The following is a 26,722-nucleotide window of genomic DNA, read 5'->3' on the forward strand; positions in this document are numbered from 1 at the left end:
CGCTGACCAGGGCGGCGGAGAGTTCGGCGGCGGTGAAGATCACACAGATATGTAGAGCCGGGTTCCTCGGCGCAACACGGTTTCGTATCCCTGGAACCGAACGCACAGGTATAGCGTTTTGCGGCCAATCGGAATTGCCCGAGGATCCGGCTATCGGGAGCAGTGCGACGATTGCGGTGAATACACCCGGCTTACCGCAGCTATCCGGCTTCCTCAACTTCAGTCATTGCATATATGCATGACAGCAGAGTGCAGAGCAGTCCCCGAAGGGCCGAAGGCTAACGGTGGTCTGTTATGGAGTTCATGTGGAGTGCTTCGCACCCTTTGGATTATTGTGGTTTTGGTATCTTGCGGTAGGCTTTGAGTTTTTCAATGGGACGGACTCCCGAACCGTAACGTTCAGGCGTCCATCTCCAAAATGACTTGCGTACAGACCCGTCATTTTTACCGACTGCAACGATGATACAGACGGCTAATCAGCTACTTTGGACAGAGCATCGTGCCCCCACGCTTCCGGTTCCGATTTTATGGTCCGTAGCTCTTGTGCGTGGACTCCCACAGTTGAGCGCCTGTTGTCCGAGTGCTGCCGTCTATGCTCATCGCAAAGTACCCGACCACTCGCAGGTTAAGTTTTCAGAGGATTCGTTGTATAGCGGAATATCGTGCGAAGTGTAAGCGGCGTATGATCCGAGCGGCAGCGCCAATCAGAAACTATATTTAGTGTCCCACCGTTTTTCAAGCTGTCAAGTTCTGGCGGTCAGCCTCAGTGCTTTCTGAAGCTCGGGCACTAACAGCCCTCTTCCCTCTCATCTACGTGGATTTGCGCCATCATCCGATTCGACACTTCGTTCAAAAGTCATGCGGTGATAAATGATACCGGAGCTACCGCAACTATGAACCGCACCTATACGCACTTCATGACTCTTCGCCTGCCGAGGGACCTCAATGAACAGATTGCCCAGGCGTCCTACCTCTGCCGCCTCACCAAGTCGGAATGGATTAGAGACGCAATTCGCCGGACTCTCGATAGCCGTGCATCGGCCATGATCACAGGAGAACGCACATGCCGATGAACGCCGCCAGAGCCACTGAAACATTCAGCGAAAAACTAATGCTCGAAAAACTGCTGAATGTCGGGGATGACCACGATGTACTGGAATGGTGTTTTCAAACCCTGGAACCAGACGAAATCGACAACTGCCTTCAGGCAGCAACAGAGATCGCCAAGGCCGAGATTGGATCAGACGATGCTGCGACAATGCTGACCGCCGTGTTCGTCAAGACGATACTGCGAGGTCTCCGGTGGGCACGATTGGAGCGGCAGCGTGGCGAATCCAATTTGGAAGGCCGTCGAAACCAGCTTGCTGCCGATGTCCTTCAGCAGGTCGGCAACCAAGTCCAGGCGACATTACTGCTGCACGCCCCGGCGACCTGGAGCGACGACCGACTCGACGGGATCGAACTGCAAGTTCTGGAGCGCACCAGACTGGCCCTGGACAAGCTCAGCGATGACGACATCCAGTCAGCGAGTGCCCTGCAATTGCAAATTGCTAAGGCCGTCGCAGAGACCGAGCGACTGGTCTCTGCTGGTGGAGTGCGCTGATGAAGCGCATCCTCGACCAACTTGCACGAAGTGGCCTGCTTTGGGACGAGCGCATGGTGGCGGCGATCTTCGCTGGCAATGCGCCGCCCCTGGAAGAGATCGTGCTGGCGGTCGTGATCGGCGCAATGGACGCCGAAATCATGGTGCGCAGCGATGAGACGAGTACGTGGAACGAGCGAAGAATTGCACGTCAAGCATTGGCAATCGCATTCTTGTCGGCCATCGCCTGCGTGAGAGAGCGAGAGATCGCATCGGAGTATTGACGGACTTCCAATCAAGCATGAGGGCACGGTTCGTTGCGCCGACCATCGACGGTAATGTGTCTCGGAGATGCCCCCCCCACACTGAGTCGGGGAGAGCATTCAACACGGAATCCCTACGGCAACTATTTCCCCTTAGATAACAGTGAGTCAGAGTCAATGGTTATAGGGGTCTGAGGATGTATCCACTTGAGTTGGACTCCAAGTCCTGTAATTGACCAAACCCAAAAGCCATTGTAGTCTGGGAACGTAGCTGGTTGACGTAAGGCTTCCCGGTTGGGAAGCAAATGGAATGCACAACATCCGCTAAGGGTCGCTGCGCTTCCCTCCATCTTCAACAGGAATTCAAAATCTGAAAGGCGCACACGCTCGTAGCGGGAGAAGTGCGCCTCTACGTGGTGAAAAGAAAACAAGAGAACAATGAAACTCTACAATTGGTCATTTCGCAAAACGAAATATGCGGCATTCGCAGAAACCGAAGCTGAAGCTCGTGGCTATGTAGTCGATGCAATTCGAGCAAGATGGAGTACACATCCAGGAGATCCAAAGAAGTGGGCTGAACACGAGGCAAGAAACTTCGCTTGCATGACAACGCAAGTGTACGAGGTTACTGCGGGTGCAATCCCGGCTGACTCGTTGTGGACGCCGTCACTGATGAAGAAGTAACCTTCCAGCTTCGCAAGAAGGTGGATAGTTCATAAGGCCCTAAGCGCCGCTGTGACCCGAGCCGGATGAGCGCCGACATGCTGAGAACAGTTGCTCAGATCTTCCGATTGTGAATTCTGCGGATTGCTGACGACCGGGCTTCCGGGATCGCCCAAACCGCCAACATCAACCCGAGCCGCTGTATTTCTCAGCGGCGCAACCAGACCGCCGAGCCGGATCGGGACGTTCCCCGGCCAAATTAGTTCAGCGAGTCGGCAGCACGGAGCGCAAAAGAGCGCCGTGCGATGGGGAACGCAATGAAACGTCGTATCGTGCCGAAGCCGCAAGAAGAAGCGGTCAATCAGGCTTTAGTTGACTACAAGAGGGCCACTCTCGAAGTGCTTCTCTCCAAGATCCCGGAGAGCAGCACGTTCGCCCAACTTGGCAATATACTCGGGTACTCGCACGAGTGGGTGAGGGTGCGTCTCGTGAAGCAGCGGGAGAAGCTGTTCCGAGTTGGAAGACGCTACAAGGTTCCGAGAGGCGTGGCAGTTGAGTTGGTACGCTCAGAGTTCATTTGACGCCGGATCTCAGCAGCCGCAGCCAGCATTCTGTCGTTCGCTTCACGGTTGGCGTCGGCGGCGATCTTCTTCGTTGTGCCGATCCAATTCCCGTAGTGTTCATGCGTGACACTCACCGATTCGTGACCAAGCCACTTCGAGATGAACTTCATGTCGGTCCCTTGGTGGATGTGCTGGATTGCGAACGTATGCCGAAGGCAGTGTGGACTGAACGGGTGCTTGAAGGGCTGTTCCTTTTGCGCCCGTTCAGCGAATGTATCGACACGCATTCTCAACGCCGTGTATGAGCAAGTGAAGAAGAACTTCTTGCCAGCCTCCGTCCTTCCGGGCAGGGCGTGGAGTTGAACCTTGACGTGTTCCGGCAGCGGTGTGACACATCTCTTCTTGGTCTTCTTCTGGATGAAGTCTGCGTTCCACCCGTCGCCCTTCTCATTCGGCACGACCTCGGCATCGTTGAATTTGTGTGCATCCGAGATCCGCATCCCGGTCCAGCGCATCAGTTCGGTTGCGACACGAGTTTCCACGTTTTCCAGTTGCGTCAGTCCAGGCGAATCGGGAGCACTCATCAATCTCTCGTACTCATCCAATTCCAATCCGTACCGTTCCTCTTCGGCTGCTGTCGGTGGTTTTGCGATTCTGATCTTGTCGGCCCCGCTCTTCTTCATCCACTCGTTTTCCACGCACTCGCTCAGGAACTTTCGGAACCGTTGCAGGACAATCTTCCGTGTCGTAATTGCCAGCGGATCTCCGGGGTTCCGCCGCAGTTTCCTCCAGGACTCGGTGAACTGGTTGCACACGTCCCTGTTCTCGAAGTCCCGAATGTAGACGATGCCGTTTGCTTGGCAGTACGGGAAAAGGCGGTCGTGCATCAGCGACTCATCGTGGTCATACGTGTCCTGCTCAATCGGGTTCAGACCGTTCTTCCGGGATTCGAGGTATCGCTTCCCGGCGTACTGCACGGTGATCGCATTGTTGTCGATTGGTCTGGCGGCAGTCTGTACAGGGGGAAGTGAACCACGCTCATACAGGGCTGCAACTTCTCTTTCCGCTGCCGCCCAATCGTTTACGCCGATTGAGTTGGGGCCGACTCGCTTCGGTTTCGTTCTCCCGTCCACCGTGCGAGTCTCCTTGGCGAGATAGCCGTAGCACCAGATCGGGCACTCGCAGGTGTCCGTCTTCTTTTCTTGGGCGTTTCGGGGCCTATACGAGAAGGGCTTGTTCTTGACGCCGGGATAGCGTCTACAGTCGGTCAGGTGGCGGCGGAATATCTTGAGATCGTTGGTTCCGAGGGGGATCGCCATGTGCGAATCTTAGCACGGCGAATTTGGGAAAGTGCTGCATCAACCTGTTGCATAGTCGATACAGTGCAGTTAAGTGCTTTAGAATGTTTGGCTCCTCAGGTAGGACTCGAACCTACAACCCTTCGGTTAACAGCCGAATGCTCTACCATTGAGCTACTGAGGAGCAGTTGGTTATTCCTTTGTAGCAAGCCCACCCCCACAATGTCAAACTTCAGCCCGCTTCTTCGTCGTACACTGACCTGTAACGCCTTTGCTCGGCATTGTTTCTGGATTCTGACCCATGCTTAAACTTCTGATTCGCGGTCTCTTGCGCCTGCTGTATCGTGTCGAAGTCCACGGTGGCCTGCCGCAGGCAGCCAAGACCCTGATCGTCGGCAATCACCAGTCATTCCTGGACGCTCCCATCATGTGGAGTATCCTGCCCGACGACACCCTGTGGGTAGTGCACTCGCAGGTGATGAAGCAGCTGATTTTCCGGCTGCTGGTGCGGGTGACCGACCACATCGTCATCGACACGACGAACCCTTTCGCCCTGAAGTCCACCGTCGATGTCATCGAGGCCGGACGGAAGGTGATCATCTTCCCCGAGGGCCGCGTGACGGTCACCGGCGCGCTGATGAAGATCTATGACGGCCCGGCGTTCATCGCCGCCAAGACCGGCGCTACCGTTGCCCCGTTTATTCTTGACGGGGCCGTCCGCGCCAAGGGTTTCAGCCGCATGGACGGCGACTTCCCGATCGCCTGGTTCCCCAAGATCAAGGTCACCTTTTTCCCCGGCGAGGTCATCCCGATGCCGGAGGCGCCTTCGGGCAAGCTGCGGCGCCGCAAGGCGGGCGAGGCGATGCAACGGCTGCTGCAACGCTGCATGGCGCTTTCGCGGCCCAAGCGTAGCCTGCACGATGCTTTCCTGGAAGCCATCGAACTGCACGGCCGCGGCCGGCAGATGGTGCAGGACGCGGGCGGAGCGGATCTCACGTATAGCGGCGTCCTGAAGGGGTCGCTGGCGCTGGGGCGGCTGGTCTCCAAGATTACGGTTGAGAACGAGGTGGTGGGCGTGCTGATGCCGAATGCGGCCGCCACGCTCTGCCTGGCCCTGGGACTGTTCGGGATCCGGCGGATCCCGGCGATGCTGAACTTCACGGCGGGCGTCGATGGCATGCAGAGCGCCCTGCGCGCGGCCAAGGTCAAGACTGTTCTCACATCCCGTCAATTCCTGGAGAAGGGCAAGCTGACGGCGGTGGTGGAGAAGCTGCAGGGGATCAAGGTGGTCTTCCTGGAGGATCTGCGGGCGCAGTTGACGCTGGGCGACAAGCTGTGGCTGATGCTCTATGCGCTGCCGTTCCCGCGGGCGGCCACGAAGCGCAGCAACCCGGATGAGCCCGCGGTGGTCCTGTTCACCTCCGGTTCGGAGGGCAAGCCCAAGGGCGTGGTGCTGAGCCACTGGTCGATCCTTTCGGACATTGAGCAGGTTTTCAGCGTCATCGATGTGTCGCGTGCGGACAAGATTCTGTCGGCGATGCCGGTGTTCCACAGCTTCGGGCTGACGGCCGGATTCATGCTGCCCATCGTGAGCGGCCTGCGGCTGTTCCTGTATCCTTCGCCGCTGCACTACAGCATCGTGCCGGAGCTGTTCTACGATCGCGACGCGACTGTCATGTTCGCGACGCCCACCTTCCTGAAGCACTATGCGAAGCGCGCCCACCCTTACGACTTCCGCAAGGTGAAGATGCTGCTGGGCGGGGCGGAGAAGCTCACCGACGAGATCCGCAATACGTATATGGACAAGTTCGGCGTGCGCGTGCTGGAAGGCTATGGAGCCACGGAGTGCGCTCCGGTGGTTGCCTTGAACACGGCCATGCGGTACAAGGCCGGGACGGTGGGCGAGATCCTGCCGCTGATGGAATGGAAGATCGAGAAGGTGCCTGGTATCGAAGAAGGCGGCCTGCTGCATGTGAAGGGTCCGAACGTGATGCTGGGCTACTGGCGCGAGTCGAATCCATGCGTGCTGGAACCGCCGGAGTCGGTGTTCGGACCCGGCTGGTACCCCACGGGCGACCTGGCGGTGATCGACGGCGATGGCTTCCTGCAGCTGAAGGGGCGCGTGAAGCGCTTTGCGAAGGTCGCCGGCGAAATGATCTCGCTGGAAGTGGTGGAGAAGATCGCCGAAGCTGCTTCGCCGAAACACATCCATGGCGCGGTGAACCGGCCGGATCCGGGCCGCGGCGAAATGATCGTTCTCTGTACGCAGGACAAAGACCTGAAGCGCGATCAACTGCAGGCGGCGGCGCGGGAACTGGGGGCTCCGGAGCTCGCGATTCCACGCCGTATCGTCTACGTCGACAAGATTCCGCTGTTGGGCACAGGCAAGAAGGACTACCCGAAACTGTCGCAACTTGTGGAGGCACAGCTTGAACAGTCCCGAGCCTAGGCTCGCATACAGCCGGGGCGAGCAGCGCGCCTGGTACATGTACGACTTCGCGAACTCGGCGTTCGCCAGCACGGTCGTCACGTTGTTCCTGGGCCCCTATCTGACGGAGCTCGCGAAAGCAGCGGCCGATGCCACCGGGCATGTTCATCCTCTGGGCCTCACTGTGGATGCCCGCAGCTATTGGAGCTACCTGATCTCGCTCTCCGTATTGACGCAGGTGATCTTCCTGCCGATGCTGGGGGCGGTGGCTGACTACAGCCCGAACAAGAAGCGGCTGCTGGGCATCTTTGCGTACCTGGGCGCGGCCAGCACGATCGCTATGTTCGCGTTGACGGATGGGCGTTACCTGCTGGGCGGGGCGCTGTTCCTGGTCGCCAATCTGGCCTTCGGGTGCTCGGTGGTGATCTATAACAGCTTCCTGAATGACGTGGCTCCGGAGGAGGAACGCGACGGCGTTTCGTCGAAGGGCTGGGGCATCGGGTATCTGGGCGGCGGCATCCTGCTGGCTTTGAACCTGCTGCTGTTCCAGAAGGCCGAGTCGTTTGGCATCGACAAGGGCATGGCCGTGCGCATCAGCCTGGGCTCGGCTGGAGCCTGGTGGGCCGTATTCGGCATGATCCCGATGATCGGGATCCGCAACCGCAAGCCGCAGCGCACGGCGGCACCGGGCGAGAACATCTTCGCCAAGGGCTTCCTGCAGATCTTCCAGACGCTGAAGGACATGCGCCGGTACCCGCAGACGTTGACGTTCCTGGTGGCGTACCTGATATATAACGACGCCATCCAGGCGGTCATCACACTGGCCGGGCAGTACGGTTCCGATTATTTGAAGATTCCGCTGGAGTCGCTGACGCTGGCGATCCTGATGGTGCAGTTCGTGGCCTTCGGCGGTGCGATGCTGTTCAACCTGCTGGCCAAGCTGTTGACCGCCTATCGGGCAGTGGTCCTCAGCCTGATGATCTGGACCCTGCTGATGTGCGGCGTCTTCATTGTGAAGACGACCAACGATTACTTTGTGGCGGCGGCGCTGGTGGCGGTGGTGATGGGCGGCAGCCAGGCGCTGAGCCGGTCACTGTACTCGCTGATGATTCCGCATGGGAAGGAAGCCGAGTATTTCTCGCTGTACGAGATCAGCGACAAGGGGACCAGTTGGCTGGCTCCGCTGCTGTTCGGGCTGATGCTGCAGTTCACGGGCAGCTACCAGTGGGCGATCCTTTCGCTGGTGATCTTCTTCCTGCTCGGGCTTGGGGTATTAATGAAGGTGGATGTGAAGCGCGCCGCCCTTGAGGCCGGCAACGAAGCATGACGCCATGGCCTATGTGTTCAAAGTTGCGGAGACAGCGGAAGAGTACGATCAGATCCGCTGCCTGAACCACCGCGTCTTCGCGGAGGAGGTCCGGCAGCATCCTCCTACGGCGGACGGGCGGTTGATTGACAAGCGGGAAAGTATCAGCCGGTTCTTTGTCGCCCTCAGCGAAGGCCGGGTGGTGGGCATGGTGTGCACGTGCCCTCGGCGGCCGTTCTCGGTGGAGGAACGCCTGACGGATCCCTCCATTCTGGACACCTTGCCGGGACCGCTGCTGGAGGCGCGCCTGCTGGCGATTGAGCCTGCCTACCGCAAGCGAATGCTGTTCCTGGGCATGCTGGAGCTGATGGTGTCCACGGCCATCTCAGAGGGCTATGCGACGCTGTTGATCTCCGGAATCACTGAGCGGCTGCGCATGTACCAGCGAATGGGGTTCCGGCCTTTGGGTCCGGCGGTGCCGTGCGGCGCGGCGTCATTCACGCCAATGGCGATGGCCTTGCTGCGCTAGCGGCGGACTTCCTGGTCTTTGTACTGCAACTGGTAGAGCTTCCAGTAGATGCCGCGGGCGGCCAGCAGTTCCTGATGACTGCCTGTTTCGCGCAGGTGGCCTTTGTGCATGACCAGGATGCGGTCGGCGCGCTGAATGGTCGAAAGGCGGTGGGCGATGATGATCGACGTGCGGCCGGCCACCATGCGCTCCAGCGCGGCCCGGACTTTCAGCTCGGTCTCGGTGTCCACACTGGAGGTGGCTTCATCGAGGATGAGGTAATGCGGGTTGTGAGCCAGGGCGCGGGCGAAACCGATCAACTGTTTCTGTCCGGTGGACAGGCCGCTGCCGCGTTCCCGGACGGGATGGTCGAACTTCTCGGGCAGCTCTTCAATGAATGGCAGCAGGTTCACCTGTTCTGCGGCGAGGGCCATCGCGTCGTCGGTGACATGAGCCGAGCCCAGGCGGATGTTGCCGCCGATGGTGCCGGTGAAGAGGTGCGGATCCTGCAGGACGACGCCGAAGTGACGGCGCAGTTCGCGTGGATCGAAGTCGCGCAGGTCGATGCCGCCCAGCTTGATGGAGCCGCGCTGGATGTCATAGAAGCGCAGCAGCAGGTTGGAGAGGGTGGTTTTGCCCGCGCCGGTATGGCCGACCACCGCCAGGATTTCGCCCGGCTCAATGCGGAAGCTGACGTCTTCCAGCACCCAGTCTTCGCTCTTATAGGCGAACCAGACATGGTCGAACTCGATGGCTGCATTTTCGGGGACGGAGGCTGGCCGGGCGGGCGATTCCACCTTGGGCTCTTCGTCCAGCAGGCTGAAGATGCGCTCGCCGGCGGCCAGCGAGGCCTGCAGGATGTTGTATTTTTCGCTGAGGTCCTGGATGGGGCGGAAGACGCGCATGCCGTACTGGAAGAAGGCGACCAGCACGCCCAGCGACATCACGCCGGCGTCCACGTGGAAGCCGCCATAGGCCAGCAGCGAGGCCAGCGCGACCATGGAGAGGAACTCCACCGCGGGGTAGAACCAGCCGTAGGCGTTGATGGCGCCGCGATAGGCGAGCATGTGATCGCGGTTCACCACGTCGAAGTCGGCGGTGGCGCGGGCCTCACGATTGAACAGTTGCAGCACGCTCATGCCGTTGACGTGTTCCTGCAGGAACGAATTGATGCGCGCCACGGCCAGGCGGATCTGGCGGTTGCTGGATTGGACGGCCCGGCGGAAGACGATGGTGACCGCAAAGACGAACGGCATCACCACCAGCATGGTGAGGGTGAGGCCGAGGCTCAGCTTGAACATGGCGGCCATGATGAACAGCAGCACCAGGACATCGCCCAGCAGGGTGACGATGCCGGAGGCGAAGAGTTCGTTCAGCGCGTCGACGTCGGTGGTGACGCGCGTGACCATGCGGCCCACCGGATTGCGGTCGTAGTAGGAAACGTCCAGCACCTGCAGCCGCGACATCAGTTTTTTGCGAACGTCGAACATGGCGCGCTGGCCGGTCCACTGCATGATGAGCTGCTGGCCGAAGTCGAGGATCAGGTTGGCCACGATCACCCCGAAATAGATGAGCGAGAGCTGCAGCAGGCCGGTGCGGGCATTGGTGGAGAGCCAGTCTTCCAGCCAGGGCAGGCTGTGCTGCCCGTTGGGGGCAAGGTACAGATCCACGGCGATTTTGGTCAGCAGTGGACTCAATACCTGCAGGATGGAGCTGATAAGGAGAAATACCAGCGCTATGCTGACGCTGCGCCAATAGGGGATCATCAACCGCAGCAGGCGGCGCAGCAGTCCTAGGTCGTACGATCGGCTGGAGACTTCCTCTTCCACTGCTTCCAGTTTAGCGTGGCGGGGCCGGGCAGCAGGCCGATACAATAAAAAGTTGATCTCGACGGAAATCAGATTCCCAGTCAAATGTTCGAGCGGCTCGAATTCCGGGCTCGGCCGGCTGAAGTGGAGCCGCGCCTGGTGAGTCTCGAGCTGACGATTGTCCTGCCCGCCTACAACGAAGAACTCTGCATTGCCCAGGTGGTGGGGCAGTGGTGCGCGGTGGCGGGCAAGGCGGGGAACGGGCGGGTGATTGTCGTGGATGATGGGTCCAGCGACCGCACACGGCAAATCCTCAACACTCTGCTGGCCGTCCACCCGGAACTGACGGTGATTCACCAGCAGAATGCAGGCCACGGCGCGGCGATCCAGTTGGGCTACCGGATTGCCTTGGATATGGATTCAGAGTGGATCTTCCAGACCGACAGCGACGGGCAGACGTCACCAGCCGACTTTGAGGCCTTCTGGCGTCACCGGGCAGAGACCGCTTTTCAGACGGGGGTCCGCAATAGCCGGCACGATCCGGCGATTCGGATTCTGCTCAGCCGCTGGCATGAGCGAATTGTCGAATTCATCTTCGGGGTGGTGGTGCAGGATCCCAACGTGCCCTTCCGGCTAATGCGGGGCGATCTGGTGAAGGGTTATCTCGAATTGATTCCAGCCGGGACCTTCGCCCCCAATGTGCTGATGTCGGTGCTGGCGTCGCGCCAGGGGGTGCTCACCTCCAGGCCGGTCGCCCACTCCGCCAGAAGCGCGGGGCAGACATCAGTGAAAGGCTGGCGTATGGTCAGGATGGGCCTTCGCAGCCTGCGTGAGTATCTCGCATTCCGGCGCGTTGTCAGGCGCGCCATCCTCTAGAATTGAGTTGCAGATGAATGGTGTGATTGTAGTAGACAAGCCGTGCGGCTGGACGTCGCACGACGTCGTGAACAAGATGCGGCGCATCGCGGGCACCACCAAGGTGGGCCACCTGGGGACGCTGGATCCCCTCGCCACGGGCGTTTTGCCCCTGTTGTTGAACAGGGCGACGCGGCTGGCACAGTATTTCACCCTGAATGAGAAGACTTACGAAGGGACGATCCGGTTCGGGTTTTCGACGGACAGCTACGATGCCGACGGGGTGGCGACCTCGCCCCAGGGCGAGCCGGTCCTGACGGCTGAATCAGTGGAACTGGCCCTGGCGCCGTTTCGCGGGACGTTCCAACAGATTCCTCCGGTCGTTTCCGCCAAGAAGATCAACGGACGGCCGGCGCATGAGCTGGCCCGCAAGAAGATCGCGGTGGAGATGAAGCCGGTGGAAGTGACGGTGCTGGCGCTGGATGTTCTCAGCATCGAGGGCAGTACGGTGAAGGTGCGGGTGCATTGCACGGCGGGCACCTACATACGCTCCATCGCGCACGACGCGGGCGTGCTGATGGGCTGCGGAGCACACCTGCAGAACCTGCGGCGCACGCAGTCGGGTTTGTTCGACGCCGGCCAGGCACGCACACTGGAGCAGTTGGGGGCGCTGGCTTCCGAGAACCGGTTGAGCGAGGCGCTGATCCCCTCGGGTGAGCTGCTGCCAGAGTTTCCGTCTGAGCCGATCGACCAGTTGACGGAGACACAGATCCGGCAGGGCCGCGATTTCCGGGTCTCGCCGTTCCGCGATCGGGGTGATTGCCGCTATGTGAAGGCCCTGAATCGCGCAGGGGAGTTGGTAGCGATTGGCGAAATCGTGATGCCGAACCTCTACCACCCCGCGCTGGTTCTCTAGCCCTTCTTCTTCTCGCGGCGAGCCTTCGCCCAGCCTTCCTTGTTCTCCTGGCGGCCGCGGCCGATGCCCAGTGCATCCTCCGGCACCGCTTTCGTGATCACGCTGCCGGCCGCCACATAGCTGCCCGGGCCGATTTCCACCGGCGCCACCAGGGTCGAGTTGCTGCCGACAAAGGCTCCGTCGCCGATGAGAGTGGGGCTCTTCTTCTGGCCGTCGTAGTTGCAGGTGATGGTGCCGGCCCCGATGTTCACCTTGCTGCCGATAGTGGAGTCGCCCAGATAGGCCAGGTGCATCGATTTTGAGGCCGCGCCCAGGCGCGTCTTCTTCAGCTCCACGAAGTTGCCGACGTGCGCTCCCTCTTCGACCACGGCGCCCATGCGCAGCCTGGCATAGGGCCCGACGTGCGCTCCCGCGCCCAGCGTCGAGTCCTGGATTGAAGAATAGGGGAAAACGCTGCAGCCTTCGCCGATCTGCGCGTTCTCGAGAATCGACATGGCGCCAATTGTGCACTGCGAGGCAATCTTCGTGCTGCCAAGCAATTGCGCGAAAGAACCGATGATCGTGTCCTGGCCGATTTCCACGCCATGGTCGATGGTCACGGTTTCCGGCCGCTCAATGGTGACGCCGGAGAGCATCAACTCGCGGACCTTGCGGTTGCGGAACAGGCGGTCGACTTCGGCCAGTTCCACGCGGGTGTTGATGCCCAGGATCTCGCTGGGATCCTCGATGACCAGCGGCACGGTGGCTTTGCCGGAGGCGCGCAGGAGTTCCACCAGGTCAGTCAGGTAAATTTCGCCCGAAGCTGGGTTGGGTTCGACGCGGGCGAGATGGGGCCACAGGTCAGCGGCTTCGAAGCAGTAGATGCCGGAATTGATCTCGCTGACCCGCTTCTCCTCGGCCGTGGCCGCTTTCTCTTCTACGATGGCGCGCACGTTGCCGTCCGCATCGCGCAGGATCCGGCCGTAGCCTGTGGGGTTGTCGAGATTTGTCGTGATCACGGTCGCGGACTGGCCGCCGGCCTCGTGCGCGGCGATGAGGCGCTGCAGGGTGGCAGGCGAGAGCAGCGGGCAATCTCCATAGAGAACGACCACCCGGCCCTGGTCCAGGCCTGGGAGCCCGGCGCACACGCGCAGGGCGTGGCCGGTGCCTTTCTGCTCGGTCTGCACCTGGAACTGCACGCCAGAGGGCGACACTTCCTGGCGTACGGCGTCCGCCTGGTGGCCGATGACGGCGGTGATGCGGCCGGCTTCGGCGATGGTCCGCGCGGAGCGGATGACATGCTCCAGTAGGCAGGCCCCACCAGCGCGGTGCAGCACCTTGGCGAGATTCGATTTCATGCGCGTGCCAAGGCCCGCGGCGAGGATGACGACGGAGACAGACATAGTCGGTTCTACCAATTGTAAATGCCCGGCGGCGCCAGATCAGAGTGTCTTTTCGCGTTCCAGGATCCGGCGGCGGCCTTTCTTGGCGAGTTCGACGGCGGCGTGGGCGATGCGGTCGGGGTCGTGGCGTGCTTTTTCGCCGGCTTTCAGCAGGGGCAGGCCGACGACATCCACGCCCAGCGCCTTGAGACGGTCGAAATCGTTGGCCACCTGCATGGCGCGCTGGCGGGCATAGCGGACCAGCAGCGTGTCGCTGATGGGATCCGTATTGACCACGGCGCAATCGACCAGGCGGCGCCCTGCATGGCGATGAATGGCGTCGACGTGGTCGGCTGCACTCATGCCGGTGGTTTCGCCGGGCTGCCACATGAGGTTCACGAAGCAGGCCTTCAGGGCGGGGGAGCGGCGGATGGCGGCCGGAATGCGATCCACCAGGAGATTGGGCACCACGCTGGTAAACAGGCTGCCTGGGCCCATGGTGATGAGGTCGGCGCGGCGGATGGCCTGCAGTGTTTCGGCCATCGGCTTGGCATCCGACGGCAGGAGTTCGATCGTCTGGATGGGCGATTCACTGCGGCTGATGCGCGTTTCCCCATCCAGGACCTTGCCGTTTTCGAGATGCGCGCGCAGCGTGACATTGCCCACGGTGGAAGGGTAGATCTGGCCGGCGATGGCCAGCACTTCTGAGCTGAGACGCACCGCTTTGGAGAAGTCGCCCGTGATCTGGGTGAGCACCGCGAGGAAGAGGTTGCCGAAGCTGTGACCCTTCAGGCCGCGGCCGCTCTTGAAGCGATAACTGAAAAGCTGCGTCAGCAGGGCTTCGTCTTCCGACAGCGCCACCATGCAGTTGCGGATGTCGCCCGGAGGCAGGATGTCGAAATCGCGCCGCAGGCGGCCGGAACTGCCTCCGTCGTCCGTCACCGTAACGACGGCGGTGATCTCCACCAGTGGGCTCAGCGGCTGCTCGCCGACGTGCGGCGCATAGCGCTTCAGGCCCTTGAGGAGGGTGGAAAGTCCGGTGCCGCCGCCGATGGCCACAATCCGCAGGGGATCCGAACGGCGGCTGGGAAAGTCCTCGACAGCCTGTTTGCGTGCGGAACTCGTTGGGCGTTTGGAGGGCAAGTTACTACTCGGCCGAATACGGATCTCCGGCCAATACCTCGCGAATCTGGGCGTGCTGCAGCAGCGGCTGGAAGTCGGCATCGGTCCGGGCGACGTTGCGCAGCCCGCGGTCCACCTGTATGGCTTTGCGCAGGTGCCGGACGGCCGAATCGATCGCTCCGGTCATGCCCTCGACAATGGCCAGGGCATACAAATGATGAGATTCCGGGCCGCCATCCACCGCCGTTTCCAGATATTTGCGGGCATCAGCGAACTTGCCGGCATTCATCAGGCTCACGCCGAAGTTGTAGTGATCCTCGGGTGTCTTCAGCTGCGGTGTGGCGCGATCGATGCGCTGCTGGCACATCCGCCGGTACATCTGTGCGGATTCGTTCACCGCAATAGATGGGCCCTGGGAAGCTTGATCGAAGACTTCGAGGGCTGCCCGATAGTCTCCCGATGTGAAGCTTTTCATAGCCTGGGCGAAGAGGTCCGACTGAGATTTTGCGGTCATCCCTGCGCTCTCTGTGCCTGCTCCGCTGGTCGTGTTTGCTTCATTTGGTTTCGCTGAATTCTTCATGACGCCTGGGACGTGGGACCAAGATCCAGCCGACTGGGCCAGATCAGTCATCCTCTCTACCTAACAGATCCGGGCCGGCCTGCGCAAGTTTCGGCGGGTGTCCGGTTACGCCGATTGATTCGCCTCTTCGTTCTCATCCTGACCGCGGAGAAGCTCCAGGTCCTCGGCTTCGAAAACCCGGCCGCAATCGCTGCAGCAAACATAATCCACACCATCCCGGCGGGCAATCAATTCGGTACGATCGTGGTTGCAGAACATACCCATAGCGAGAAATATCACTATATTCTAGACGCCTTTGTCGACTTGTCAACACCCGGGCTGTTCCACGGCTACAATCGGGGAAGTGACCGACTTGCGCCACTCCCTGCTTCACTGGATCCGGCCCCATTCCACCTCGCCGTGTGAGGTGAGTTGATTGGGCCCCACCTTCCTCGAACCACCGTTCGACCTGGAGGCCGTGCCCGACCGGCCGGCCGTGTTTCTCATCCATCCGCGCGAGGGGCGGCCCTACCTGGCGCGCACGGCGCTGCTGAGGCGCAGGCTCAAGCGATTGCTGCTACCTCGGGCCGGTCCGTCGCGGCTGCTGAACCTGAGCGAAGTGGCCACCCGGGTGGAGTATCATCTCACGGCTTCGCGGCTGGGTTCCAGCCTGGTTTACTACGAAATGGCCCGGCAGCATTTCCCCGATAATTACGCGGCGATGATCAAACTGCGCCTGGCTCCGTTCGTGAAAGTGCTGCTGGCGAATGCGTTCCCGCGCACCACCATTACGACACGCCTGAGTGTTTCCCAGGCCTTTCAGTATGGGCCCTTTCGCAGCCGCGTCACAGCCGAACGGTTTGAGCAGGAGTTGCTCGATCTGTTCCAGGTGCGCCGCTGCCAGGACGATCTCAAGGTGTCGCCCGAGCATCCCGGCTGCATCTATGGCGAGATGATGCGGTGCCTGCGGCCCTGCCAGGACGTGGTGGGGCCGGAAGAGTACCGGTCTGAGGTCGACCGGTTGGTGCACTTCCTCCAGACCGGCGGGCAGAGCCTGTTGGAGCCCGTCGCCCGGGCGCGCGACCGCTTCAGCGAAGAACTCGACTTCGAACAGGCGCAGCGGCAGCACCAGCGCTATCACCGCATCGAGCAGGTGCTGAAGCTGCGCGACGACCTGGTGGACGATGTCGACCGGGTGTGCGGCGTGGCCGTGGCGCCCAGTGTGGAGCCCGGCTGCGTCGAACTGCTGTTCCTGCTGAAGGGCGTGTGGCAGACGCCGGTGGAGTTCAAAGTGGCCGCCACGGGGCGCGATGCCATCCCCCTGGACCGGCGGCTGCGCGAATTGGTGGCCGGCGTCGAGGCACCCAAAGTGACGATCCGCGAACGGGCGGAACATCTGTCGCTGCTATCGCGCTGGTATTACAGTTCTTGGCGCGATGCCGACTGGATCGAATTCCCGAAGCTCGAGGAGCTTCCCTATCGCCGGCTGGTGCGGGCTATTTCGAAGACGGCCGCGTCCGTGCAGACCACGCTTTTCGAAACCTAGCCGCGGCGGCGAGCAGCAGGCCGGCACCGGGCAGGGTGAACGTGGAGGGCTCCGGTACGGCGGTAAAACCGCTGGCGGTGTCCTGCAGTCCAATGCGCGCGTCGGAGACCTGGGCTGAACTGCTGCCGCTGCCGGCGGAAGCGATCACCGCGGCTCCGCCCGGATTCTGGGCCAGAAACAGGTAGGTGCCCGAGAACGGGCCGATGCCGAAGGCGCCCAGCAGGAAGTCGGCATGGTCCCAGGTCAAAGTGCCACCGCCGGCGATGTCATAGACCGCTGTCAGGGAAGTGAGCTCCGCCAGCGCCAGGACATTGTCGGCATCGCCATCGGTGCCGGTGCCGTCCACGGTGAGTGGGCCGCCTAGCGTCCAGTTGGCTTCGACAATGTGAATGGTGGCGGCGCCGGCGCTCGACGCCAGGACCAGCGCCAGTAGTATCAGTCGCTTCACGGAACCCTCCTCCCGCTTTCCCTGTAGCTTGTCACAAGTTGCCGGCCGGACGCGAGGAAGGTTGCTTTCGCGGCGTACATCCCCGATTCTGTACATACCCCGACACTATGCGCACCCTGCTGCTTCTCGCTTCCTTCTCCCTCCTCGCCGTGGCTGCGGATCGTCCACAGTTCAACGACAAAGGGGAGTTGTTGTTCCCCGCCGACTACCGCGAATGGACTTACCTCTCGTCGGGTTTGGGCATGACCTACGGGCCGGCGGCGGCCCAGGCCCTGGAAAGCCCGATGTTCGATAACGTGTTCGTGAATCCGTCCGCCTATGCGGCGTTCAAGCAGACCGGAAAATGGCCGGATTCGACCATCTTCGTGCTGGAGATCCGCTACTCGGTCTCGCAGGGCTCCATCAATAAGGGCGGCTTCTATCAGAGTGACGTGGTGGCGATTGAGGCGGCGGTGAAGGACACGGCCCGGTTTGAGAAGGGCTGGGGGTATTTCAATTTCGCGGGCGGGCTGCGGCCGTTTCTGACGTCGACCAAGGTGCTCGACCGCAAGGCGAGCTGCTATGGCTGTCACGAGCCGAACGGCGCCGTGGAGAACTCGTTCTCGCAGTTCTATCCGACAGCGCTGTCGGTGGCCGAGAAAATGGGCACGGTGCGGGCCTCGTATCAGGCTCCGGCGCCGTCTCCCGTGCGTTTGTTCCATACGATGAATGCGCAGGGCGCGAGTGCGGCCGCGATTCTGGACAAAACCAAGGCGGAGAATCCGAATGCGTTGTCGCTGCGTGAGGCTTCGTTGAATGCCATGGGCTACGCCTTCCTGCAGCAGGGCGATAAGACGCAGGCCGTGGCCGTGATGCAGTGGATGACGGCGGCGTTCCCCAAGTCCGCCAACGCGCAGGATTCGCTCTCGGAAGTCTATGAGGAGGCTGGGCAGCCGGAACTCGCGCTGAATAGCGCCAAGGCCGCGGCGGCTCTGGTGGATGCGGACACCACCCTGGGCGACGATCGCCGCGGGCGGGTGAAGCAGGCACTGGACGAGCGGATCGCGCGGTTATCGAAGAAGTAACAAACCACGGGAACGGGGCCGGGCCGCTAGGACGCCTTGTTACCCTTGAGGGATGAGTTTTTCTGACTCGTTCTTCGCCCGGCGGTTCAACCTGACCCCGCGCGACCTGGAGCGGTGGCTGGGGGAAGCCCTCTCCCGCGGCGGCGATTTCGCCGACCTGTACTTCGAATATATCGAAAGCACGGCGCTCAGCCTGGATGAGTCGATCATCAAGTCGGCCACTCAGGGCGTGACGCTGGGCGTCGGGGTGCGTGTACTGTCAGGAGAACGAACGGGTTACGCGTATTCGGGCGACCTGACCCCGGAACGCATCCTGAAAGCCGCCCGCACCGCGGCGTGCATCGCAGCGGGTCCGGCGTCCATCGTGCGGTCGGGCCTGGACGAAGGCGAGAAACTGGACCTCTATGCGGTACCGGTGCCCGCGGCCGAAACCTCGCTGGCTGAACGGGTTGCGCTGATTCTCAGGGCCGACGAGGCGGCGCGGTCAGCCGACGCCAGGGTTTTCCAGGTCCAGGCGAGCTTCGCCGACAACATCAAGCACGTACTGATTGCCAGCAGCGATGGGTCGCTGGTGTGGGACCGCCAGCCAATGGCGCGGCTGAACGTCTCCGTCCTGGCCAAGGGCGACGACGGCCGGGTGGAGAATGGCTACCAGGGCGGCGGCGGCCGCGTCGGGCTCGACCATTTCACCAGCCAGAACCTGCCGGAGAAGTTCGCCAAGGAAGCTGTACGGCAGGCGCTGGTTTCGCTGGATGCGGTGGAAGCGCCGGCGGGCGAGACGACGGTCGTGCTGGGGCCGGGCTGGCCCGGGATCCTGTTGCACGAGGCGGTGGGTCATGGGCTGGAAGCCGACTTCAACCGCAAGAAAGTGTCCGCCTTCAGCGATCGCGTGGGGCAGCAGGTGGCGAGCCCGCTCTGCACGGTGGTGGACGACGGCGCGATGGCCAGCCGGCGCGGGTCGCTGAATGTCGACGACGAAGGTACGCCCACGCGGCGTAACGTGCTGATTGAGAACGGCATCCTGCGCGGCTACCTGCACGACCGGCTGTCCAGCAAGTTGCTGGGTTCGGCCGCCACAGGCAATGGCCGGCGCGAAAGCTACCAGCACATCCCCATGCCGCGCATGACGAATACGTACATGCTGTCCGGAGAGAGCGATCCGGACGAAATCATCAAGTCGGTACCCAAGGGGATCTACTGCGCGACCTTCGGTGGCGGCCAGGTGGATATCACCAGCGGCAACTTCGTGTTCTCCGCAACGGAGAGCTATCTCATTGAAGATGGACGCTTGACTCGGCCGGTGCGGGGCGCGACGCTGATCGGGAATGGGCCCGAGGTGCTGAAGTGGGTCAGCATGGTGGGCAATGACCTGAAGTTGGACGAAGGCGTGGGGATCTGCGGCAAGGAAGGGCAGAGCGTGCCGGTGGGCGTGGGCATTCCCACGGTGAAGATCGACAAGATGACCGTCGGGGGGAACGCATGAGTCCAGCGAACGGCCACGAGGAGATTGCGGCGCGGCTCATCGCCCTGGCAATGGCGCGCGGGGTGACTGCAGCGGAGGCTACGGTTTCTGAAGGCGACGAGTTCGAAGCACAAGTGCGTTTGGGCGAAGTAGAGACGCTGAAGGAAGCGGGCTCGCGGGCCGCCGGCCTGCGTGTGCTTTGCGGGCAGCAGGTGGGCTCGGCCTACTCCTCCGACCTGACCGATGAGGGGTTGCAGCGCATTGTGGAATCAGCCACTTCGCTGGCCGCCATCTCGATGACGGACCCGCATGCCGGTCTGCCGGATCCGGCGGACCTGGGCAAGCTCGAGGGCGAGCTGGGTTTGTACTCCGACTCGATTGCGGCGCTGGAAACCGCGTTCAAGATCGAGCAGGCGCGCGCCGGTGAGCAGGCTGCGATGGCGATGGACGCCCGCATCGACAACAGCGAAGGCGGCAGCTTTGGTTCGCACACAGGTTGGCGGGCCTTTGCGAATTCGCTGGGGTTCCTCGGCAGCTACCGGACGTCTTCGTGCTCTTTGTCGGTGGTGCCGGTGGCGAGCGTGGACGGACGGCGGGAGCGCGACTACTGGTCGTCCAGCGCCCGTACGTTTGAACGCCTGGAAGCAGCGGATTACATTGGCCGCAAGGCGGCCGAGCGTGTGCTGCGGCGATTGGGCGCGAAGAAGGCTCCGACGCAGAAGGTGCCGGTGATTTTCGAGCCGCGGGTGGCGCGGTCGCTGGTCGGTCACATCTTCTCGGCGGTCTCGGGTGACGCGGTGTACCGCAAGTCGTCCTTCCTGGCCGGCAAACTGGATGAATTGGTCGCGAATCCGCTGGTGACCGTGGTGGACGACGGCACCCTGCCGGGCCTGTTTGGCACGAGTCCTTTCGACGACGAAGGCGTGGCTTCGCGCCGCACGACGATTGTGGAAGCTGGGGTCCTGAAAAGCTATCTGCTCAATACGTACACCGCCAGAAAGTTAGGATTGCGGACGACGGGCAACGCGGCGCGGGGCATTACGGGCAATGCGTCGGTCGGCCACGGCAATTTGTTCCTCCAACCGGGCTCGCAAAGCCCGCAAGCGATAATTCGCGGCGTTAAAAATGGCTTGTACGTGACCGAACTCCTGGGTTCCGGTGTCAATATAGTCAACGGTGATTATTCCCGGGGTGCGGCCGGAGTTTGGATAGAGAATGGTGAGTTGACTTGGCCGGTCCATGAGGTTACGATTTCGGGTAATCTTCGCCGGATGTTCGAGCAGATTGAAGCAGTGGGCGACGATCTGGAATTCCGCGGTTCGGTCGCCTGCCCCACGCTGCTGGTAGGGGAGATGACGGTCAGTGGTCACTAGTACTCGAAACAGCCAAAAGCTGACATTCAACTCGACCCCGCTGGTCATTTTGACCGTCGTGGTCCTGATCGCCGCCATAGGTTTCTACGTCCTATTCCTCCGGGGTCCTAATCAGTCGTTGCAGCCGACCGCACTTACCGCCGAAGCGAAAAGCTACGTCCGGAATCTCGCTCTCTCGGACGTTGAGATGAAGGCGAGCGAGAATTACATGAAGACGATGCTTGTCGAGATCGTCGGCAAGATCACCAACAACGGGTCGAGGACGCTCGGGTTGGTGGACATTAACTGCGTCTTCTACGACCCGTATGGCCAGCTTGTCCTGCGGGAACGCGTCGCGATCGTCAAGATGTCGGGGAAGGGTTTGGCGCCAGGGGAGACGCGGTCGTTCCGGCTCCCGTTTGACAGCATCCCCAGTTCCTGGAATCAGGCGTTGCCGCAGTTGGTCATCGCCCGCATTGAGTTCGCCGAGTAGCTTCACTAATCCTTTTCGAATGCCAAGAATCCTTGTTGTGGAAGACGACGCGGATCAGCGTGAGATCCGTTGCCTGATCCTGGAGCGCAGCGGCCATACGGTGCAGTCGGCGGCCTGCTCGAAAGACGCCCTGATGCATGTGGATGCCCGTGATTCCGATTGTGTTTTGATGGACTTGCGATTGCCCCGGCCCAGCGATGGGCTGCAACTGATCCAGGACATCCGGGCGCGCGATGCCAGGCTCCCCCTGGTGGTGCTCTCCGGCTGGCCGGAGGATCTGGAGAAGAGTCCAATGGCGGGTTCCGTCAATGCGATGCTGAAGAAACCGGTGGCGACGGACTGCCTGCTGCGGACGATCAACCGGTTGTTGCTGGTGCTGGTCCTGATGCTGGTTTGTGCCGGCATGTCTCGGGCGCAGGGCCAGTCGTTTCCATTTCAGGTGGCGCAGGGCGGGGAAGTCCTGGCGGAGTTGACGATGTCCTCGCCAGGATCAGATTGGGCCGTGGCCGGCAAGGAAGGCGCGCTGGCGGCCATCAAGGTGGATGCGCAGCCGCCGCAGCACCTGATGGTGACCGGACCGGAGCGCAGCTACAAGATATTCCTCGGGCAACTCAAGGCAGGCGCGCACACGCTGAAAGTGGAACGGCAGGCGGCGGATTCTGCGGCCGGGGCCGGGCTGGCTGTGACTGGCGCGAAATTCGAGAACTCGAGCAGTGATTTCATCGCCAATGCGCCCATCCTGCTGGCGCGCCTGAACACGCTGGGTAAGTTCACTGATGTCCCGCTGATGGCATATTGCACGCGGGACCAGGACGCCGACGGCGCGTTCCTGGAATACACGGTGATCTTCACGAATGAGGATGGCGGCACTTCGACGCGCGACCTGATGGCCCGCTGGGGCCGCACCACTGACATTGAGTACATCTACCGGGTTTGGCTGGATTCTGCCGGCAAACCGAAGAAAACGCTCATCCAGACCAAAGGGCACGAGGATGTGCCGTACCAGGGCATCCGGATTGGCTCGCACCCCGTCCTGATGCCGGTGACCGATAACAATATGGTGGAGCCGGCGGCCGAGGACGCCTCCCGGCTACGGTATCAATTGACCCCGGTGCTGGCCGACCTGAGCGACGGCGCGCGGGAGAAGGTGATGGATGCCGCCCCGTTCACCTACGAGATCGCGTCCAAGGAACTGCAGCGCGAAGGGAAATTGCGGCCGTACGGTACCTTCCAGGGTGAGAACATCAGCGATGCGCGGAACTACCTGGTGGTGGAGTTCAAGGTGAGTTCCACGCTGGCTGGGGTACAGGTGCTGATCCAGCGCAAGGGCGAGAAGAAGTGGCGCGGCTCGGCGCTGGGCCTGGGTAAGGACTTCATTGAGCGCAGCGGCTGGGTGCGGACGCGTGTGGAACTGCCGCCCGGCACCACGCCCGCTGATCTCTCCGGCTTTGGCGCGGAGTGCCTGTCGCAGCGCGACCTGGTGCGTCAACCCATTGCAAAGAATGGCCACTGCGAGGTGGAAGCGATGGGCCGAGTGTTCTTCCTCGATCGCGAGTATAAGCCCGGGCCGCGCATCCCGATCACGGGCTTCCCCGAAGGCGGCTGGAAGATGGAGGCGGGCGAGTTGTTCACGCTGGCCCTGCAGTAATCGCGGTGGACCTGGACGCGCTGCGGAATTCGTTGAAGACCGAGGGCCGGCTGGCGCTGCAGATCCGGGTGATCCCCAAGAGCCCAAAGACCCAATGGGGTGGCGAGCTGGGCGATGGATCCTTAAAGGTGAAGCTGGCCGCGGTGCCCGAGAAGGGCAAGGCCAACGAGGAGCTGATCCGGTTCCTGGCAGGCGAATTCGGCGTGCGGCGCCAGCAGGTGGAGATTGTGGCGGGCGCCACCAATCCACACAAACAAGTTCGGATCACTGCCTGACGATCAGAGGCCGCGCACGGGCAGGGTGAACACCGCGGTATTCACCACGCCCTGCCGCTGGAACTGCACCCACAGGCGGTGCATGCCCGGACGGGGAAACACGACGTTGAACTGCAGGTTGGGTCCGCCGTTGGCCAGGAAGGGATGGGTGTGGATGAGGTCGATGAGATCGGCGCTGGCGACCAGCATGTGGCCCCAGGCGCCCAGGTAGGGCTCGAGTCCGTCGGCCGGCTGGAGCTCAAAGAACAACATGGTCTTGAGGCCGGCGATGGGCACGGCGGGTTCGTTTCGTAATGCGACTTTCAGGTTGGCGGTGGCCTGGGGAGCGGTCTGCGCAATGAGGCGCGGCGTGGCGAAGGAGACCTGGTCGCTGCCGGCGCTAAGTATACTCAGGACGGCGAGTTGCGGGGTTCCGCCTTCGGGATAGAAGTCGCCGAGGATGCGGTAGAAACCGGGCTTGGGCAGCACGGTTTCAAACAGCAGCGTGCCGTCAGGTTGCGGCTCGGGATGCTCGTGGGCGAAGAACGAGAGGTCGCCGCTCACCAGGAAGAGGTGGAACAGCTTCTCGTGGATCACCTGCAGTTTTGTCACGCGCTGGTTCGTGCGGGGATCGCGGATCTCGAAGCGCATGCGGACGCGCTGGCCCGGCTTCCAGGCGGCCGGCGTGACGTCGAGCAGCAGGCGGTATTCCACGGGTTCCGGGATGCCGGGGACCAGCTTCATGCCGCAGCGCGGGCAGACACCCGGTTTGGCTGACCGGACATCCTTATCCATGGGGCAGAGCCACTCCACCTTGTCCGGATCCTGCGCCTGTTGGCCGAGCAGGACCGGCAGACCGGCGGCCGTGGAAAGGAAGCGGCGGCGCTGCATCAGGAGGCGGGCTGGAACGGCCACACGGAACAGGTGGAGAAGCCGCCGTCGACCGCGATGACCTGGCCGGTGACGTAGTTGGCTCCGGGACTGGAGAGGTAGACGGCCAGCGGGGCGATGTCTTCGGCTGAGCCCATGCGTTGATTGGGTTGGACGGAGGCAAGCCAGTTCTTCATCTCCGGCTTCTCCCACATTTCCCGGTTGAGGTCTGTGAGGATGAAGCCGGGGGCGATGCAATTCACCTGGATATCGTACTGGCCCCATTCGGCGGCGAGAGCCCGTGAGAAGCCGGCGAGGGCCGATTTCGTGATGGTGTAGACGGTAAGGTAGGGTAGTCCGAGCACCGAGGTCAGGCTGCCGATGTTGACCACCTTGCCGCCCGCGCCGCGAGCGATCATGCGCCGGCCAATGCCCTGGGTGAATTCGAAGATGCCGTGCAGGTTGGTGTTGAGGATGCGGTCGTACTCTTCGGGCGTGTAGTCGGTGAACCGTTTCCGCAGATTGATGCCGGCCACATTAATGAGGATGTCGACTTCGGGGATGGCTTCGAGAGCCTTCTCGCGGGAGTCGCGCGAGGCGATATCGAGCTCGACGGCATCGGCCAGCAGACCCTCGGCCCGCAGTGACCGCGCGATGTCGGCGAGAGCAGGCAAAGACCGTGCGGCCAGGATCGTGTGGGCGCCTGCGCGGGCGACACCTTCCGCGATGGCCTGCCCGATGCCACGGCTGGCTCCGGCGATGAGGGCGGTTTTTCCGGTGAGTGAAAACGGGTTCACATGGGCCATGTCCCACAGGCTAGCATGGACGTTATGAAGAAGCTGTCGATTGCCCTGTTGCCGGGAGATGGCATTGGCATGGAAGTCGTGCCGGCGGCCCGCAAAGTGTTGGAAAAGAGCGCCGCGGCGGCTGGCGTGCACCTGTCATTCGAGGAGTTCGACTGGGGCTCTGACCACTACTTCCGCATGGGCCAGATGATGCCGGTGGATGCCCTGGAGCGGCTGCGGGCGCACGATTCGATTCTTCTCGGCGCGGTGGGGCATCCCGACATTCCGGACCACATCACGCTGAATGGCATGCTGCTGCCCATCCGGCGCGGCTTCGACCTCTACGTGAACGAGCGGCCGGCCTATCTGTACGCGGGCGTCGAGAGTCCGTTGCGAGGATATGAGCCGGGTGCGATCGACATGGTGGTCGTACGTGAGAACACGGAAGGCGAATACACCAACGTCGGCGGGTTCGTCTATCACCATCTGCCGGAAGAGGTAGCCATTCAAACCTCCGTCTTCACCCGGCATGGCTGCGAGCGGATCATTCGCTATGCGTTCGACCTGGCGCGGCGGCGCAACCTGAAGCGCAAGGTGGCTTCGATCACGAAATCAAACGCGCAGGGCTATGGCATGGTGTTGTGGGACCGGATCTTCCGCGAGGTTTCGGCGGAATATCCGGACATTGAGACGGAGTCGCTGCTGGTGGATGCGGCGGCAATGAACTTCGTGCGGCGCCCGGCCAGTTTCGATGTCGTGGTGGGTTCGAACCTGTTTGGCGACATCCTCAGCGACTTGTCGGCGATTGTGACGGGGAGCATCGGGCTGGCTCCGAGCGCGAATCTGGATCCAAGGCGCAACGCTCCGTCGTTGTTTGAGCCGGTACACGGCTCGGCTCCCGATATTGCAGGCAAAGGCGTATCGAACCCGCTGGCGACGATCCTGGCGGCGGCCATGATGATGGACCACCTGGGTGAACCGGCCATCTCCGCCTCGATTGAGGGCGCGGTGCGCGCTGTTCTGGCCGATGGCAAAGTCCTGACCGCGGATCTGGGTGGCCGCGCTACGACAGCGGAAGTGACGGCCGCTGTGCTGGCGAATCTGGCCTGATTCACAACTTCTCCAGCATTCTTCTCACAGTAGCCGCGATGGCGCCGATGAGCCTTCCAGAGCTAGGGAGGCTTACGTTCTATGCCCTTGGACGTGATGATCGTCGACGATTCGGCGGCCATACGGAAGATCCTGCACAGGGTGCTGATCCAGGCTGATGTGCCGTTAGGAAAGGTGATCGAGGCCGGCGACGGCCAGGAGGCCCTGGACAAGCTGAAGTCCTCGATGGTCGGACTGATTCTCTCCGACATCAATATGCCCAACATGGACGGCCTGCAATTGCTGGGCGCCTTGAAAACCCAGGAAGCGACAAAGGGCATTCCCATCATCATGGTGACGACCGAAGGCAGCAGTGCCAAGGTGATGGAGGCTGTGTCGCTGGGCGCCTCGGGCTATGTGCGCAAGCCGTTCACGGCGGAGCAGATCAAAGAAAAGCTGGCGGGGCTCATCTAGGCCGG

The 26,722-nt window shown here is 61.9% G+C and carries 25 protein-coding genes and 1 tRNA gene; 17 read left to right on the forward strand and 9 right to left on the reverse strand.

The features are described 5' to 3' along the window. The first annotated feature begins 1,063 nt into the window (after positions 1 to 1,063). Entirely contained in the window at positions 1,064 to 1,603 is a 540-nt protein-coding gene (locus tag ACR9Y2_RS29120) for a hypothetical protein (RefSeq protein ID WP_435045387.1), read from the forward strand. Continuing rightward, on the forward strand, positions 1,603 to 1,866 hold the full coding sequence (locus tag ACR9Y2_RS29125) for a hypothetical protein (protein WP_435045388.1): 264 nt from the start codon (positions 1,603 to 1,605) through the stop codon (positions 1,864 to 1,866). The genes ACR9Y2_RS29120 and ACR9Y2_RS29125 overlap by 1 nt, the downstream gene beginning before the upstream one ends. A 1,168-nt stretch (positions 1,867 to 3,034) precedes the next feature. Here the strand turns inward: ACR9Y2_RS29125 and ACR9Y2_RS29130 are convergent. Further along, positions 3,035 to 4,390, reverse strand: a complete 1,356-nt coding sequence (locus ACR9Y2_RS29130) for a tyrosine-type recombinase/integrase (protein ID WP_435045389.1) — start codon at positions 4,388 to 4,390, stop codon at positions 3,035 to 3,037. 88 nt (positions 4,391 to 4,478) lie between these two features. Continuing rightward, positions 4,479 to 4,553 (reverse strand) — tRNA-Asn (locus ACR9Y2_RS29135). 117 nt (positions 4,554 to 4,670) lie between these two features. Here ACR9Y2_RS29135 and ACR9Y2_RS29140 point away from each other — a divergent pair. From ACR9Y2_RS29140 to ACR9Y2_RS29150, 3 genes are read left to right on the forward strand one after another with little or no spacing between them, the layout of a single operon-like run. Then, positions 4,671 to 6,818, forward strand: a complete 2,148-nt coding sequence (locus ACR9Y2_RS29140) for an AMP-binding protein (protein WP_435045390.1) — start codon at positions 4,671 to 4,673, stop codon at positions 6,816 to 6,818. Beyond that, positions 6,799 to 8,124 carry an MFS transporter gene (locus ACR9Y2_RS29145; protein WP_435045391.1) on the forward strand — a complete coding sequence of 442 codons (1,326 nt, stop codon included), beginning with the start codon at positions 6,799 to 6,801 and terminating at the stop codon, positions 8,122 to 8,124. The genes ACR9Y2_RS29140 and ACR9Y2_RS29145 overlap by 20 nt, the downstream gene beginning before the upstream one ends. Before the next feature lie 4 nt (positions 8,125 to 8,128). Then, on the forward strand, positions 8,129 to 8,632 hold the full coding sequence (locus ACR9Y2_RS29150) for a GNAT family N-acetyltransferase (protein WP_435045392.1): 504 nt from the start codon (positions 8,129 to 8,131) through the stop codon (positions 8,630 to 8,632). Here the strand turns inward: ACR9Y2_RS29150 and ACR9Y2_RS29155 are convergent. Next, complete coding sequence (locus ACR9Y2_RS29155) at positions 8,629 to 10,485, reverse strand: ABC transporter ATP-binding protein (RefSeq protein ID WP_435045393.1); 1,857 nt, start codon at positions 10,483 to 10,485, stop codon at positions 8,629 to 8,631. The genes ACR9Y2_RS29150 and ACR9Y2_RS29155 overlap by 4 nt on opposite strands. 39 nt (positions 10,486 to 10,524) lie before the next feature. Between ACR9Y2_RS29155 and ACR9Y2_RS29160 the strand changes: the two genes are divergently transcribed. Together ACR9Y2_RS29160 and truB are read left to right on the forward strand one after the other, a co-directional pair. Next, positions 10,525 to 11,295, forward strand: coding sequence for a glycosyltransferase family 2 protein (locus tag ACR9Y2_RS29160; RefSeq protein WP_435045394.1), 771 nt, complete (start codon positions 10,525 to 10,527; stop codon positions 11,293 to 11,295). Positions 11,296 to 11,308: 13 nt separating this feature from the next. Beyond that, positions 11,309 to 12,190 (forward strand): tRNA pseudouridine(55) synthase TruB, encoded by an 882-nt coding sequence (truB, locus tag ACR9Y2_RS29165; protein WP_435045395.1) that lies wholly within the window; start codon positions 11,309 to 11,311, stop codon positions 12,188 to 12,190. On the opposite strand, the gene glmU is transcribed toward truB, so the two are convergent. From glmU to ACR9Y2_RS29180, 3 genes are read right to left on the reverse strand one after another with little or no spacing between them, the layout of a single operon-like run. Then, a complete protein-coding gene (glmU, locus tag ACR9Y2_RS29170) occupies positions 12,187 to 13,572 on the reverse strand; it encodes a bifunctional UDP-N-acetylglucosamine diphosphorylase/glucosamine-1-phosphate N-acetyltransferase GlmU (RefSeq protein ID WP_435045396.1) in 1,386 nt (461 codons plus the stop codon). The two genes, truB and glmU, sit on opposite strands and share 4 nt — an antisense overlap. 39 nt (positions 13,573 to 13,611) lie before the next feature. Continuing rightward, complete coding sequence (locus ACR9Y2_RS29175; RefSeq protein ID WP_435045397.1) at positions 13,612 to 14,694, reverse strand: gluconeogenesis factor YvcK family protein; 1,083 nt, start codon at positions 14,692 to 14,694, stop codon at positions 13,612 to 13,614. 4 nt (positions 14,695 to 14,698) lie between these two features. Next, positions 14,699 to 15,187, reverse strand: coding sequence for a tetratricopeptide repeat protein (locus ACR9Y2_RS29180; RefSeq protein WP_435045398.1), 489 nt, complete (start codon positions 15,185 to 15,187; stop codon positions 14,699 to 14,701). A 180-nt stretch (positions 15,188 to 15,367) separates the two neighbouring features. On the opposite strand from ACR9Y2_RS29180, the gene ACR9Y2_RS29185 reads away from it, so the two are divergent. Both ACR9Y2_RS29185 and ACR9Y2_RS29190 read left to right on the forward strand, forming a co-directional pair. Beyond that, positions 15,368 to 15,658: a hypothetical protein gene (locus ACR9Y2_RS29185; protein WP_435045399.1), complete on the forward strand. Its 291-nt coding sequence runs from the start codon at positions 15,368 to 15,370 to the stop codon at positions 15,656 to 15,658. Between the two features lie 10 nt (positions 15,659 to 15,668). After that, a complete protein-coding gene (locus ACR9Y2_RS29190) occupies positions 15,669 to 16,778 on the forward strand; it encodes a hypothetical protein (RefSeq protein WP_435045400.1) in 1,110 nt (369 codons plus the stop codon). Here ACR9Y2_RS29190 and ACR9Y2_RS29195 read toward each other — a convergent pair. After that, positions 16,729 to 17,226, reverse strand: coding sequence for a PEP-CTERM sorting domain-containing protein (locus ACR9Y2_RS29195; protein ID WP_435045401.1), 498 nt, complete (start codon positions 17,224 to 17,226; stop codon positions 16,729 to 16,731). The two genes, ACR9Y2_RS29190 and ACR9Y2_RS29195, sit on opposite strands and share 50 nt — an antisense overlap. A gap of 107 nt (positions 17,227 to 17,333) precedes the next feature. Here ACR9Y2_RS29195 and ACR9Y2_RS29200 point away from each other — a divergent pair, with 107 nt between their 5' ends. The 6 genes from ACR9Y2_RS29200 to ACR9Y2_RS29225 are packed head-to-tail and all read left to right on the forward strand — an operon-like array spanning position 17,334 to position 23,520. Continuing rightward, positions 17,334 to 18,290, forward strand: a complete 957-nt coding sequence (locus ACR9Y2_RS29200; protein ID WP_435045402.1) for a cytochrome P460 family protein — start codon at positions 17,334 to 17,336, stop codon at positions 18,288 to 18,290. Between the two features lie 52 nt (positions 18,291 to 18,342). Beyond that, positions 18,343 to 19,773 carry a metalloprotease TldD gene (gene tldD, locus ACR9Y2_RS29205; protein WP_435045403.1) on the forward strand — a complete coding sequence of 477 codons (1,431 nt, stop codon included), beginning with the start codon at positions 18,343 to 18,345 and terminating at the stop codon, positions 19,771 to 19,773. Beyond that, on the forward strand, positions 19,770 to 21,125 hold the full coding sequence (locus tag ACR9Y2_RS29210) for a TldD/PmbA family protein (protein WP_435045404.1): 1,356 nt from the start codon (positions 19,770 to 19,772) through the stop codon (positions 21,123 to 21,125). Before tldD ends, ACR9Y2_RS29210 begins: the two co-directional genes overlap by 4 nt. Next, positions 21,115 to 21,597: an FxLYD domain-containing protein gene (locus ACR9Y2_RS29215; RefSeq protein ID WP_435045405.1), complete on the forward strand. Its 483-nt coding sequence runs from the start codon at positions 21,115 to 21,117 to the stop codon at positions 21,595 to 21,597. The genes ACR9Y2_RS29210 and ACR9Y2_RS29215 overlap by 11 nt, the downstream gene beginning before the upstream one ends. A 19-nt stretch (positions 21,598 to 21,616) precedes the next feature. Then, positions 21,617 to 23,245 carry a response regulator gene (locus ACR9Y2_RS29220; RefSeq protein WP_435045406.1) on the forward strand — a complete coding sequence of 543 codons (1,629 nt, stop codon included), beginning with the start codon at positions 21,617 to 21,619 and terminating at the stop codon, positions 23,243 to 23,245. Positions 23,246 to 23,250: 5 nt separating this feature from the next. Then, positions 23,251 to 23,520, forward strand: a complete 270-nt coding sequence (locus tag ACR9Y2_RS29225) for a DUF167 domain-containing protein (protein WP_435045407.1) — start codon at positions 23,251 to 23,253, stop codon at positions 23,518 to 23,520. A 3-nt stretch (positions 23,521 to 23,523) separates the two neighbouring features. Here ACR9Y2_RS29225 and ACR9Y2_RS29230 read toward each other — a convergent pair whose 3' ends face one another. Next, positions 23,524 to 24,390 (reverse strand): heavy metal-binding domain-containing protein, encoded by an 867-nt coding sequence (locus ACR9Y2_RS29230; protein WP_435045408.1) that lies wholly within the window; start codon positions 24,388 to 24,390, stop codon positions 23,524 to 23,526. Continuing rightward, positions 24,390 to 25,166, reverse strand: a complete 777-nt coding sequence (locus ACR9Y2_RS29235; protein ID WP_435045409.1) for an SDR family NAD(P)-dependent oxidoreductase — start codon at positions 25,164 to 25,166, stop codon at positions 24,390 to 24,392. Before ACR9Y2_RS29235 ends, ACR9Y2_RS29230 begins: the two co-directional genes overlap by 1 nt. A 33-nt stretch (positions 25,167 to 25,199) precedes the next feature. On the opposite strand from ACR9Y2_RS29235, the gene ACR9Y2_RS29240 reads away from it, so the two are divergent. Beyond that, complete coding sequence (locus ACR9Y2_RS29240) at positions 25,200 to 26,264, forward strand: tartrate dehydrogenase (RefSeq protein WP_435045410.1); 1,065 nt, start codon at positions 25,200 to 25,202, stop codon at positions 26,262 to 26,264. Positions 26,265 to 26,345: 81 nt separating this feature from the next. Further along, entirely contained in the window at positions 26,346 to 26,717 is a 372-nt protein-coding gene (locus ACR9Y2_RS29245; protein WP_435045411.1) for a response regulator, read from the forward strand. Positions 26,718 to 26,722: the final 5 nt, after the last annotated feature.

This window comes from Paludibaculum fermentans (genome assembly GCF_051172195.1).
Taxonomy (GTDB): domain Bacteria; phylum Acidobacteriota; class Terriglobia; order Bryobacterales; family Bryobacteraceae; genus Paludibaculum; species Paludibaculum fermentans_A.

Bases quoted from the DNA above. Each gene is read 5' to 3' on its own strand.
- ACR9Y2_RS29210 (WP_435045404.1), top strand. From the start codon at position 19,770: ATGAGTCCAGCGAACGGCCACGAGGAGATTGCGGCGCGGCTCATCGCC.
- ACR9Y2_RS29230 (WP_435045408.1), bottom strand. From the start codon at position 24,390: ATGCAGCGCCGCCGCTTCCTTTCCACGGCCGCCGGTCTGCCGGTCCTG.
- ACR9Y2_RS29140 (WP_435045390.1), top strand. From the start codon at position 4,671: ATGCTTAAACTTCTGATTCGCGGTCTCTTGCGCCTGCTGTATCGTGTC.
- ACR9Y2_RS29120 (WP_435045387.1), top strand. From the start codon at position 1,064: ATGCCGATGAACGCCGCCAGAGCCACTGAAACATTCAGCGAAAAACTA.
- truB (WP_435045395.1), top strand. From the start codon at position 11,309: ATGAATGGTGTGATTGTAGTAGACAAGCCGTGCGGCTGGACGTCGCAC.
- glmU (WP_435045396.1), bottom strand. From the start codon at position 13,572: ATGTCTGTCTCCGTCGTCATCCTCGCCGCGGGCCTTGGCACGCGCATG.
- ACR9Y2_RS29245 (WP_435045411.1), top strand. From the start codon at position 26,346: ATGCCCTTGGACGTGATGATCGTCGACGATTCGGCGGCCATACGGAAG.
- tldD (WP_435045403.1), top strand. From the start codon at position 18,343: ATGAGTTTTTCTGACTCGTTCTTCGCCCGGCGGTTCAACCTGACCCCG.
- ACR9Y2_RS29150 (WP_435045392.1), top strand. From the start codon at position 8,129: ATGGCCTATGTGTTCAAAGTTGCGGAGACAGCGGAAGAGTACGATCAG.
- ACR9Y2_RS29200 (WP_435045402.1), top strand. From the start codon at position 17,334: ATGCGCACCCTGCTGCTTCTCGCTTCCTTCTCCCTCCTCGCCGTGGCT.
- ACR9Y2_RS29160 (WP_435045394.1), top strand. From the start codon at position 10,525: ATGTTCGAGCGGCTCGAATTCCGGGCTCGGCCGGCTGAAGTGGAGCCG.
- ACR9Y2_RS29180 (WP_435045398.1), bottom strand. From the start codon at position 15,187: ATGACCGCAAAATCTCAGTCGGACCTCTTCGCCCAGGCTATGAAAAGC.
- ACR9Y2_RS29130 (WP_435045389.1), bottom strand. From the start codon at position 4,390: ATGGCGATCCCCCTCGGAACCAACGATCTCAAGATATTCCGCCGCCAC.
- ACR9Y2_RS29240 (WP_435045410.1), top strand. From the start codon at position 25,200: ATGAAGAAGCTGTCGATTGCCCTGTTGCCGGGAGATGGCATTGGCATG.
- ACR9Y2_RS29220 (WP_435045406.1), top strand. From the start codon at position 21,617: ATGCCAAGAATCCTTGTTGTGGAAGACGACGCGGATCAGCGTGAGATC.
- ACR9Y2_RS29125 (WP_435045388.1), top strand. From the start codon at position 1,603: ATGAAGCGCATCCTCGACCAACTTGCACGAAGTGGCCTGCTTTGGGAC.